The following is a 10775-nucleotide window of genomic DNA, read 5'->3' as shown; positions in this document are numbered from 1 at the left end:
AAGTGGGAGACCTTCCTGACCAAGGAGCTGCCTGGCCCGCTGGAGGAGCGTCTGAACGCAAGCAATAAGCGCGCTATCGCCGGTATGTCCATGTCCGCGACGTCCTCGCTGCTGCTTGCTCAGCACAACCAGGGATTCTATGACGCAGTTGGTTCCTTCGCCGGCTGTGCTGCGACCGCCTACCCCACTGAGTACGAGTTCCTGCGCCTCACCGTGAACCGCGGTGGCGGCCAGCCGGAGCAGATGTGGGGACCGATGGGTTCTGCCTACAACCGCTACAACGACGCCCTGATGAACTCCGAGAAGCTGCGCGGCACCAAGCTGTACATCTCCTCCGCATCAGGCTTCGCCGGTGAGCAGGATACCCCGTCCTACTACATCAACAAGGGCTACAGCCCGTTGACCGCCTACCTGGGCTCGGCGCAGCTGCAGGTGGAAGGCGGCGTCATCGAAGCGGCCGTTAACCACTGCACCCACATGCTCAAGGCAAAGCTGGATAAGCAGAACATTCCAGCAACCTACAACTTCCGCAACGTAGGCACGCACTCTTGGCCGGGCTGGCGCGAGGACCTAGTGAAGTCCTGGCCCACCTTTGAGGAAGCCTTCAGCTCCTAGATCGTAAGCGGAGCACGTCGCGGTGCGGCGTGCCTGCTCCCCTGGCTTCGGATAAACCAGGCAGGGCGGTAGGATAGCGGCATTATGAAGCTGCTTTCTACCGCCCTTTCGCATATCTCGTCCGCCCGCGGCCACGCCGCGCTTACCCGGGATAGCTACACGGGGGTGGACTTCAACCTCGGCTTCGAAGTCACCCACTATGACTTGGATCTGGCCTACCGCGTGGAGCCCAACATGCTCCAAGGCGAAGCTGTGCTCCATATTCGCGCGTTGGAGGACTTGGACAAGCTCACCCTCGACCTCGGCGGCGCCATGGTCGCTCGTCGCATCACGGCGAAGCATGCACCGCGCGTGGCCAAGTTCCGCCTATCCGGTGGGAAGCTGCGCTTGAACTTCGCCGACACAATCGTGGAAGGCCAAGAGTTTGAACTGCTGATTCGCTATGGCGGATCACCCCGCCCGCTGCGCACGCCATGGGGTGAGATCGGCTGGGAGGAGACGGATTCCGGCTCTTTGGTAGCTAGCCAGCCCAATGGCGCGCCCAGCTGGTTCCCGTGTGATGACACCCCGTCCGCAAAGGCCACCTACGATATTCGCATTACCGCCGACGATCCTTTCGTGGTCATCTCCAACGGCAAGCTGGTCTCCCGCCGTAGCGCGGGTGGTTCCATGACGCGCTGGCACTACCGCGTCAAGCACCCCATGGCCACCTACCTCGCCACGGTCCAAGTTGGTGAGTACATCGAGATCCCGCTCGGGGCCAACGTCCGCGCGTGGGCACCGGCCCGCCTCAAGCAGGTAGTGCTCGAAGAATTCGCCCAGCAGCAGGAGATGCTGGATTTCTATTCCACGCTCTTTGGCCACTATCCTTTCGCCGATTACCAGGTAGTCATTACCGATGATGAGCTGGAAATCCCGCTCGAAGCCCAGGGCCTGTCTATCTTTGGCTCCAACCACGTCAAGGGGGATCACGTCTTCGAGCGGCTCATCGCGCACGAGCTCTCCCACCAGTGGTTCGGCAACTCCGTGGGGCTCACAGAGTGGAAGGATATCTGGCTCAACGAAGGTTTCGCCTGCTACTGCGAGTGGCTGTGGTTTGAGCACGCGCATGGCCGCCCGGCACATGAATCGGCACGCTCGCATTATCAGGTGCTGGCCCGCAAGAAGCAGGACATTCTGCTCAGCGATCCTGGTACGCGCGATATGTTCGATGACCGCGTCTACAAGCGCGGTGCGCTGACCGTCCACGCACTGCGCCGCCTCGTGGGTGATGAGGCCTTCTTCCGCACGGTGCGCGAGTACCTCACCGCAGCACAGCACTCGGTGGTAACCCCGGAGGATCTCATCAGCCGCATGCGCGAGGCAGCGGAGAACCCGGGTGACGTCGACCAGCTCCTAGCCCAGTGGTTGGATAAGCCGGAGCTGCCGCGCTTCCCGCTATAAAAATCGGCCGCTTCATCCCGGCAGTACCGTGAGCACTGCATGCTCTAAACTGGGAGACCATGCGCAGACTGCTTGTTACCGGCGGCGCCGGCTTTATTGGTGCAAACTTCGTGAGGCTCGTGGCCCAGCAGCGCCCGGAGGTGGAGATCACCGTCCTAGATAAGCTCACCTACGCGGGCAATCGCGCCAATCTCGACGGCGTGGACGCCGAGCTCGTGGTGGGGGACGTGGCGGATGAGGGGGTCGTCGACAAGCTCGTGTCCCAGGCGGATACCGTGGTGCACTTCGCAGCGGAATCCCACAATGACAACTCTTTGCGGGATCCTTCACCCTTCCTCCACACCAACATCATGGGCACCTTCGTGCTGCTGGAGGCCTGCCGCCGCCACGATGTGCGCCTCCACCACGTCTCCACCGATGAGGTTTTTGGTGATTTGGAGATTGGCGCCGATACCTACTTCACCGAGGAGACTCCCTATAACCCCTCTTCGCCCTATTCGGCCACGAAGGCCGGCTCGGATCACCTGGTGCGTGCGTGGGTGCGCAGTTTTGGGCTGCGGGCAACCATTTCGAATTGCTCCAATAATTATGGCCCGTATCAGCACATTGAGAAGTTCATTCCACGGCAAATCACCAACCTGCTTCTAGGCCAGCCCGCCAAGCTTTATGGCACCGGCGAGCAGGTGCGGGATTGGATTCACGTGGATGATCACAACGAGGCGGTGCTGGCCATCCTGGACCGCGGGCGCATCGGTGAGACCTATAACATCGGCGCCGACCAGGAGGATACGAACAACCGCCAGGTCATCGAGATGATTTGTGAGCTCATGGGGGCGACGGATAATGGCCGGGCGCGCTTTGAGCACGTGGCGGACCGCCCGGGCCATGACCAGCGCTATGCCATGGATGCCAGCAAGCTGCGCCGCGAGCTGGGCTGGAGCCCGCGCTATACGGATCTACGGGAGGGCCTGGCCGCCACTATTGAGTGGTACCGCGCACACGAGGACTGGTGGCGCCCAGGCAAGGAAGAAGTCGAAGCCAACTACGCAAAGCAAGGACAGTAAAGAAACCATGAAGGTGCAGTCAACGGCCATTGAGGGCCTGCTCATTGTGGAGCTCGACGTCCACGGCGATAACCGCGGCTGGTTCAAGGAGAACTGGCAGCGTGAGAAGATGGTGGCGGCAGGTTTGCCTGACTTCCAACCGGTGCAAAACAACGTTTCCTTCAATGCGGAGAAGGGGGTTACGCGCGGGTTGCACGCGGAGCCCTGGGACAAGCTCGTCTCCGTAGCCTCCGGCCGGGCCTTCGGCGCGTGGTGCGATCTGCGTGAGGGCTCTTCTACCTTTGGCCAACTGGTAACCCACGAGCTGCGCGAGGACGTGGCCGTCTTCGTGCCGCGGGGCGTGGCTAATGGTTTCCAGGCTCTGGAGGCCTGCGCCTACTCCTACCTGGTCAATGACCACTGGTCCCCGGATGCGGAGTACACCTGCGTCAACCTGGACATGGTGGACTGGCCGCTGGAACCGACGGAGATCTCCGACAAAGACAAGGAGCACCCCGCGCTTGCCGCCGTTACCCCCATGCCACCTCGCCGCATCCTAGTCACCGGCGCCAACGGGCAGCTGGGTCGCGCATTAAAGAAGTTCTTGCCCTCCGCTGGCTTGGGCGCGGTGGAGTTCTGTGGGCACTTAGACTTCGATATCACCAACCCGCCTGCACGCGCGTGGAAGCAGTACTCCGCCATCATCAACTGTGCGGCATACAACGATGTCAACGGCGCGGAGGACGATCGCGCCGCGGCCTGGGCAGTCAACGCTTCTGCACCGGCGAAGCTCGCGCGCATTGCGGCGGAGAATAACCTGACCTTGGTGCACGTTTCCAGCGACTATATCTTCGACGGCTCTAACGAGGTTCACTCCGAGGAGGAAATGCCCTCCCCACTGTCGGCCTACGGGGCGTCGAAAACCGCGGGCGATACCGCCGCGCAAACCGCGCCGCGCCACTATGTCATCCGTACCTCGTGGGTATTCGGCGACGGTGCCAACTTCATGGCCACGATGCGCTCGCTGGCGAATAAGGGAGTCAAGCCCTCCGTCATCCACGATCAACGCGGGCGCCCCACTTTTGCCGAGGACCTGGCCAAGGGCATCATCCACCTGCTCAAGACCAACGCCGCATACGGCGTGTACAACATCTCTAACTCGGGCGATGTGGTGGGCCGCGATGAGATCGCCATGGCCGTCTTCACCGGTGTGGGCCAGGATCCCGCCAATGTCACGCCGGTCAGCACCGAGCAGTACCGCGAGATCGCCGGGCCCGAGGCTCCTCGCCCGAAGGAGTCCACCTTCGACCTGTCCAAGATTGAAGCCACTGGCTTTAAACCGATGAATTGGCGGGCCGCTTTGGCGGTTTACCTGGGCCTTTACCCGGCATAACACTTAACTTCCCACTTAACATAACACCTGGGAAGTTAAGTGGTATGTTGAGTGTTATGTTGGGTCGTACCAAGAGAAAAGCCTGCTCATGACCCCTACAACACTCTCCGAACTGATCGCACAGCTCCGCGTCATTGGAAGCGATAAACAGTCTGTAGAGGTCAAATCTTCTGTCGGCAAAAAAGTACTCTCCACCCTCAGCGCCTTCGCAAACGGAAACGGCGGAACCCTTATCATCGGCCTGTCAGAGCAGGACGACTTCACCCCGATTAAGAAATTCTCCGCCTCCACCGCCCAAGACCAATTGGAAACACGCTGCCAACAGCTCATCCCACCGGTCTGCCCGCGGATCGACGTCATCGAGTTTGAAAGCAGCCACATACTCGTCGCAGAGATCGATGAGCTTCCCGCACGCGATAAGCCCTGCTATGTGGCCGAAAGGGGACTATACAAAGGGAGCTACATTCGCACCGGTGATGGTGACACACGCCTGCCCCAGTACGAGGTTAATCGACTCGTTGAAGAGCATGCACAACCGACCTGGGATGAAGATGCCATCCCGGATGCCACATTGGAAGACATTGAGGGCGCCACTCTTGATGACTTCCTCCAAGTGCAGAAAGAGCGCCGCCCCAAGACCTTTGCGAATGGACAGGACACAACACTCAAACGCCTGCGAGTCCTCAAGGACGGCCACCCCACGCTGGCCTCACTTCTTGTCATGGGGGACTATCCGCAGGAATTCTTCCCCCGATTAACGGTCACCTTCGCTCTCTTCCCTGGTACGTCGAAAGGCGATGTCACAACGGGGATTCGCTTACTCGATAGCGCTACCCTTCACGGGACAATTCCGGAACTAGTGAGCGCAGGCATCGACATCGTAAAGAAGAACATGCGCACCGCCGGCTTTATCGGCGACAAATCCCGGACCGCACTTCCGGATTACCCCCTCGTCGCTGTCCGTGAAGCATTAGTGAATGCGCTCATGCACCGCGACTACTCCCCGACAGCTCGCGGCAGCCAAGTTCAGATCAACATGTTTGTTGACCGCTTGGAAATCACTAACCCCGGCGGCCTTTATGGCGGGGTTACGCTCCGTAATCTTGGAGAAGCTGGCGTCAGCTCTACCCGCAATCAGCGCCTTACCACGTTCCTCGAGGACATTCCCTTGCCTGAAGGCGGCGTTGCCGCAGAGAACCGCGGCACGGGCATCGCCACCATCCACCAGGCCTTGGCTGATGCACTCATGCCTAAGCCAGAAATGATCAATCGGCTCGACAGCTTTACCATCATTTTCCACCGGCGCAGGGTAGCCAGCCAGGAACGCTATGGCACCGCCCGCGATCACGTGGAACACCTACTCCACGGCAGTCCGTCCGTATCCACAACGGAGCTAGTTGAGGCTACAAAGCTCAGCCGCACAGCAGTCCAGAACGCACTGAATGAGCTCATTCGCGATAACATCGCAGAGAAGACGGAGCCCGGACGCAGCCCCAAACAGCGTTACAGGCTGCGCAAATAGAACATAACACTCGACATAACACTTAACTTCCCAGGTGTTATGTTAAGTGGGAAGTTAAGTGTTATGTTCACCAGTCCGCGCCGCCGTACGCCAGCGCGGGCATCTCCTCCGTTAAGCTTGAAGCCCATGAAGGGCATCATCCTCGCTGGCGGTTCTGGGACCCGCCTCTACCCCATCACCAAGGGCATCTCGAAGCAGCTCATGCCCATCTATGACAAGCCGATGGTCTACTATCCCCTGACCACCCTGATCCAGGCCGGTATCCGCGAGATCCTCATCATCACCACCCCGGAGGACCAAGCAGCCTTCCAGCGCCTGCTCGGTGATGGCTCGCAGCTCGGCCTCATGCTGCACTACGCGGTCCAACCCCGGCCCGAAGGTTTGGCGCAGGCCTTCCTCATCGCCGAAGACTTCATCGGTGACGACGACGTAGCCCTCGTTTTGGGCGACAACATCTTTGATGGCCACGGCTTTTCCACTGCGCTGAATGAGTGCAGCCACCCAGGCGGCGGCATCATCTTTGCCTACGAGGTCTCCGATCCGCAGCGCTATGGCGTCGTGGACTTTGATGACTCCGGCCAAGCCCTGTCCATCGAGGAAAAGCCCGCCGCCCCCAAATCCAACCATGCGGTGGTGGGCTTATACTTCTACGACAATTCCGTGGTGGAGATTGCCAAGTCAATCACGCCCAGCGCACGCGGGGAGTTAGAAATCACCGCCGTCAACGAGGAATACCTGCGCCGCGGGCAGCTGCGCGTCAAGCGCATGCAGCGCGGTGATGTCTGGCTGGATACCGGCACGGTGGACTCCATGAGTGAGGCCTCGGCTTACGTCGAAGTGATGCAGAAGCGTACCGGCACCGTCATTGGTTCGCCGGAGGTGGCTGCCTTCGAAGAGGGCTTCATCGATGCCGCAGCACTCACCAAGCTGGCCGAGCCCCTTCTGAAGTCCGGCTATGGCCGTTATCTCCTCGCCGCCGCCCACGAAGATTGAGCCCAAGGTACCGATCGATCAAATAAGTGTCGAAACCTGCCGGCGGTATCTGAGCCCTTATTTGATCGATCCGTACGTGCTTAAGCCTCGCCGCTCAGTGTCAAGACGTACATAAGCGTCCCTCGCCCTGTGTCAGGAGCCGCCATCACCCAAACGGGCCCAGACGCGTTAAGGTAATCGCATGCCTAGTTCATCCTCTCGCCCCACCAGTGATTCGAAGAAATCAGCGCTATCCACCATCAGCCCCGTGGCGTGGGGATTGTTGGTGATCATTGTAATTCTGGCCATCATCATTGGTTTCCTGCTGGCGGAACGTGCTTCTTCCAACGATGAAGGAACTCACGCAGCGCAGGAGACCGCGACGAGCACGGCACCCACCGAAGACCTAGCGAAGGACGCTGACAAGGCCACACCCGGCACGAAATTCTCCGACGGCAAGGGTGACCCGATGATCTTCGGCCCCGGCGGCGATACCAAGAGCGGGGATATCACGGTGGTGCACCGCAAGAAGGAGAATGATCCTTTCGCCGTGGGCGCGGTGGATGCGCCTGTGGTGATTTCGGAGTTCTCTGATTTCGAGTGCCCATTCTGCTCCCGCCACGCTAATGCCACCGAGCCGGATATCCTTAAAAAGTACGTGGAAAAGGGCTTGGTGCGCATCGAGTGGAATGACTTCCCCGTGAACGGCCCCGCCGCCGTCGAGGCTGCTAAGGCTGGGCGCGCGGCCGCGGCACAGGGTAAGTTCCAGGAGTTCAAGCACGAGCTCTACACCGCTAGCAAGGACATCAGTGGTCACCCCGAGTTCGGCATCGAGGACTTCATGAAGTTTGCTGAGAAGGCCGGCGTTGCGGACTTGGATAAGTTCCGCCAGCAGGCCACGGACGATACCTACACCGAAGTCATCGAGACAGCCACCAGCTACGCTTCCCAGATCGGTATTACGGGCACCCCGGCCTTCGTGGTGGGAGATCAGTTCGTCAGTGGTGCTCAGCCCCTAGAGGTTTTTGAGCAGGCCATCCAGGAGCAGCTGGGAAAGGCGGCCAATGCCTAAACCACCACTGATTGTGTGGGTCTTCATCGCACTGGTTATCTTGACCGCATTCTTAGGCGGTTATGCACTAGGGGTGAGCGTATGAGCATCGGAATTTTTGGCGCCGTCATCGCCGGTGTGCTGACCTTGATCAGCCCCTGTTCAGCGCTGTTGGTGCCGGCCTTCTTTGCCTATGCCTTTGAGTCGCAGCGCCAGCTGCTGCTAAAGACTGTGGTGTTTTTCTTAGGCCTGTGCACCACGCTCGTGCCCATCGGCATGGGGCTGGCTGCCTTGCTTGCACAATACCGCGGCCAGGTCATCACAGTGGCGGGCTGGATCATCATTGCGCTGGGAATCTTTACCGCCTTGGGAGGCGGTTTCCGCATCCCCGGCATGGATTCCCTGTCCGGTAAAGCGCGGGGCAGGGTATTTCTGCTCGGCGCGGTCTATGGCTTCGCGGGCTTTTGCGCAGGCCCACTCTTGGGTGCTGTTCTCACCACGGCCGCAGCGTCCGGCAGCGCGCTCTATGGCGGGCTCATCATGGTGGCTTATGCCGCAGGAATGGCCGCACCGCTCTTTGTGCTGGCTGCGCTGTGGGAGCGCCTCGATGTAGGTTCGTGGTCCTGGCTGCGCGGGCGCGAGGTGGTACTCGGCCCCGTGCGCACGAATACTCTCTCCATTGTCTCGGGCGCGTTCTTCGTACTCATCGGCGTGCTGTTCATTGTGAGCTATGGCAGCGCGACCCTGCCCGCGGTCTTAAGCACGGATGCGCAGTTCGCGGTGCAAGAAAAAGCCCGCGCCTTCAGCGCGGGCGTAGCGGATGCGTGGGTCTGGTTTGGACTCTCACTCGCTGCCACAGTAGCCGTGGGAGTGAAAGCAGCCCGCACGCCGGCCTAGGGCCGGCCGAGGACGGCCTAGAGCTTAGCTCTAGGCCAAGGTTTAAGGGTTAGTAACCGCGCGCGATGTACTCGTCAATGCGCGCGGCCTCCGCACCAATGGTGGTTTCATCGCCGTGGCCCGGCAGGACGCGGGTCTCCGCCGGAAGGTTTAGCACGCGGTTGCGCAGGGACTCGATGATGACGTCGAAGTCGGAGTACTTGCGGCCGGTGGCACCCGGCCCGCCATTGAAGAGGGTATCTCCCGACAGCAGCGTGGCCTCGTCCGCGATATAAAGCACCACGCATCCTGGCGAGTGACCCGGCGTGTGAAAGACCACGAAGTCGCTATCGCCCACGGTAAAGAGCTGGTTATCCTCCAGCGGCACGAAGGTCGCATCCTCGTGCGTTTCCTCCCACAGGGGGCGGTCATCCGGGTACAGGTACACGGACACACCGAAGTGCTCAGCCACCTGGGGTGCGAGCTCGCAGTGGTCGTTGTGCGCGTGGGTGAGGATAACGCCTTTGACGGTGCGCTGTCCCACCTCTTCGATGACGCGCTCGGCGTCGTGGGAAGGATCGATGATATAGCACTCGGCGTCGCTTGATGCGCCACCAGCGGCCAGGATGTAGACGTTATTGTCCACGTCCCACTCACCGCCATCCAGACGGAACTTTCCTGAGGTTACAAACTGTTCAATGATCATTTACAGCTCCACTACGGATCGAAGTACCTTTCCGGCCTTCATGGTAGCGAAGGCTTCCTCGACGTCGTCGAGACCAATGCGCTCGGTGACGAAGTCCTGCAGCGGGAAGCGGCCCTGCAGGGAGAGGTCGACGTACATGGGGAAGTCACGCTCCGGCAGGCAATCGCCGTACCAGGAGGACTTCAGCGATCCGCCGCGTCCGAAGAAATCGATAGCCGGGATGTCGAAGCGGCTGGTGAGGTTCGGCACGCCCACCATGACCATGCGGCCGGCTAGGTCGCGGGAGTAGAAGGCCTGGCGGGTGGTGACCGGGATGCCCACGGCATCGATTGCCACATCGGTGCCGAAGCCCTCGGTGAGTTCGCGCACTGCCTCGATGACCTCGTCCTCAGACTTATCCTTCGCCGCAACGGTGTGGGTAGCGCCGAACTTCTTGGCCAGCTCCAGCTTGTCTGGGTCGAGGTCCACGGCGATAACCTTGGAGGCACCCGCCAGCACCGCGCCGGCGATAGCCGCCATGCCCACGCCACCGCAGCCGAAAACCGCGACAGACTCGCCGCGCTTAACGTCCGCGGTATTAACAGCAGCGCCCAAACCGGCCATCACGCCACAGCCCAGCAGGCCCGCGGCCGCCGGGTCTGCCTCCGGGTTGACCTTGGTGCACTGGCCTTCGTGGACCAGGGTCTTCTCGGCGAAGGAGCCGATGCCGAGCGCTGGGGTGAGCTCGGTGCCGGCGTCCTTATCTCCGTCCGCGAGCGTCATCTTCGCGGAGGCATTGTGGGTGTTGAAGCAGTACTTCGGCTCGCCCTTCTTGCAGGCGCGGCACTCGCCGCACACCGCGCGCCAGTTGAGTACCACGAAGTCACCGACCTCGACGTGGGTGACGGCATCGCCCACGCGCTCGACGACGCCCGCCGCCTCATGCCCGAGCAGGAACGGGAAGGCATCCTCGATATCGCCATCGCGATAAGCCAAGTCGGTGTGGCAGACGCCGCAGGCCTGAATTTTGACCACGACATCGTGCTCGCCTGGAGCGGGCACGACGATGTTAACGGTCTCGACAGGCTCTCCCTTGGCGCGCGCAATCACGCCGCGGACAATCTCCGAGCCTTGCTGAGAGTTATTTTCATTTAGGTTTTCATTAACAGTCATGT

The 10775-nt window shown here is 60.7% G+C and carries 10 protein-coding genes; 8 read left to right on the top strand and 2 right to left on the bottom strand.

Going from position 1 to position 10775, the window contains the following annotated elements:
• The 8 genes from HMPREF2996_RS10590 to HMPREF2996_RS10555 all read left to right on the top strand — a co-directional run.
• A partial coding sequence (locus HMPREF2996_RS10590) for an alpha/beta hydrolase (RefSeq protein ID WP_246823030.1) occupies positions 1-615 on the top strand: 615 nt, incomplete at its 5' end.
• A gap of 84 nt (positions 616-699) precedes the next feature.
• Positions 700-2058 (top strand): M1 family metallopeptidase, encoded by a 1359-nt coding sequence (locus HMPREF2996_RS10585; RefSeq protein WP_070731319.1) that lies wholly within the window; start codon positions 700-702, stop codon positions 2056-2058.
• A 59-nt stretch (positions 2059-2117) separates the two neighbouring features.
• On the top strand, positions 2118-3122 hold the full coding sequence (gene rfbB, locus HMPREF2996_RS10580) for a dTDP-glucose 4,6-dehydratase (RefSeq protein ID WP_070731317.1): 1005 nt from the start codon (positions 2118-2120) through the stop codon (positions 3120-3122).
• A 7-nt stretch (positions 3123-3129) separates the two neighbouring features.
• Positions 3130-4494 carry a sugar nucleotide-binding protein gene (locus HMPREF2996_RS10575; RefSeq protein ID WP_070731315.1) on the top strand — a complete coding sequence of 455 codons (1365 nt, stop codon included), beginning with the start codon at positions 3130-3132 and terminating at the stop codon, positions 4492-4494.
• 88 nt (positions 4495-4582) lie between these two features.
• A complete protein-coding gene (locus HMPREF2996_RS10570; protein ID WP_070731313.1) occupies positions 4583-6016 on the top strand; it encodes an ATP-binding protein in 1434 nt (477 codons plus the stop codon).
• 126 nt (positions 6017-6142) lie between these two features.
• Positions 6143-7009, top strand: coding sequence for a glucose-1-phosphate thymidylyltransferase RfbA (rfbA, locus tag HMPREF2996_RS10565; protein ID WP_070731311.1), 867 nt, complete (start codon positions 6143-6145; stop codon positions 7007-7009).
• A gap of 181 nt (positions 7010-7190) precedes the next feature.
• On the top strand, positions 7191-8060 hold the full coding sequence (locus HMPREF2996_RS10560; RefSeq protein WP_246823029.1) for a DsbA family protein: 870 nt from the start codon (positions 7191-7193) through the stop codon (positions 8058-8060).
• An 81-nt stretch (positions 8061-8141) separates the two neighbouring features.
• Complete coding sequence (locus HMPREF2996_RS10555; protein WP_070731309.1) at positions 8142-8936, top strand: cytochrome c biogenesis CcdA family protein; 795 nt, start codon at positions 8142-8144, stop codon at positions 8934-8936.
• A 49-nt stretch (positions 8937-8985) separates the two neighbouring features.
• Here HMPREF2996_RS10555 and HMPREF2996_RS10550 read toward each other — a convergent pair whose 3' ends face one another.
• Both HMPREF2996_RS10550 and HMPREF2996_RS10545 read right to left on the bottom strand, forming a co-directional pair.
• The gene (locus tag HMPREF2996_RS10550) at positions 8986-9621 is read right to left on the bottom strand and encodes an MBL fold metallo-hydrolase (protein WP_070731307.1); all 636 of its coding nucleotides are present in this window, start codon (positions 9619-9621) and stop codon (positions 8986-8988) included.
• Positions 9622-10773 (bottom strand): S-(hydroxymethyl)mycothiol dehydrogenase, encoded by a 1152-nt coding sequence (locus HMPREF2996_RS10545; protein WP_070731305.1) that lies wholly within the window; start codon positions 10771-10773, stop codon positions 9622-9624.
• Positions 10774-10775 lie beyond the last annotated feature (2 nt).

The sequence above is a fragment of the Corynebacterium sp. HMSC066C02 genome, assembly GCF_001814945.1.
Taxonomy (GTDB): Bacteria; Actinomycetota; Actinomycetes; order Mycobacteriales; family Mycobacteriaceae; genus Corynebacterium; species Corynebacterium aurimucosum.
Note: the sequence above shows the minus strand (reverse complement) of the source record. Positions and strands in the feature narration are given on the sequence as shown.

Excerpts from the sequence above, each read along its gene's own strand:
- HMPREF2996_RS10585 (WP_070731319.1), top strand. The coding sequence starts at position 700 with ATGAAGCTGCTTTCTACCGCCCTTTCGCATATCTCGTCCGCCCGCGGC.
- rfbB (WP_070731317.1), top strand. The coding sequence starts at position 2,118 with ATGCGCAGACTGCTTGTTACCGGCGGCGCCGGCTTTATTGGTGCAAAC.
- HMPREF2996_RS10575 (WP_070731315.1), top strand. The coding sequence starts at position 3,130 with ATGAAGGTGCAGTCAACGGCCATTGAGGGCCTGCTCATTGTGGAGCTC.
- HMPREF2996_RS10570 (WP_070731313.1), top strand. The coding sequence starts at position 4,583 with ATGACCCCTACAACACTCTCCGAACTGATCGCACAGCTCCGCGTCATT.
- rfbA (WP_070731311.1), top strand. The coding sequence starts at position 6,143 with ATGAAGGGCATCATCCTCGCTGGCGGTTCTGGGACCCGCCTCTACCCC.
- HMPREF2996_RS10560 (WP_246823029.1), top strand. The coding sequence starts at position 7,191 with ATGCCTAGTTCATCCTCTCGCCCCACCAGTGATTCGAAGAAATCAGCG.
- HMPREF2996_RS10555 (WP_070731309.1), top strand. The coding sequence starts at position 8,142 with ATGAGCATCGGAATTTTTGGCGCCGTCATCGCCGGTGTGCTGACCTTG.
- HMPREF2996_RS10550 (WP_070731307.1), bottom strand. The coding sequence starts at position 9,621 with ATGATCATTGAACAGTTTGTAACCTCAGGAAAGTTCCGTCTGGATGGC.
- HMPREF2996_RS10545 (WP_070731305.1), bottom strand. The coding sequence starts at position 10,773 with ATGACTGTTAATGAAAACCTAAATGAAAATAACTCTCAGCAAGGCTCG.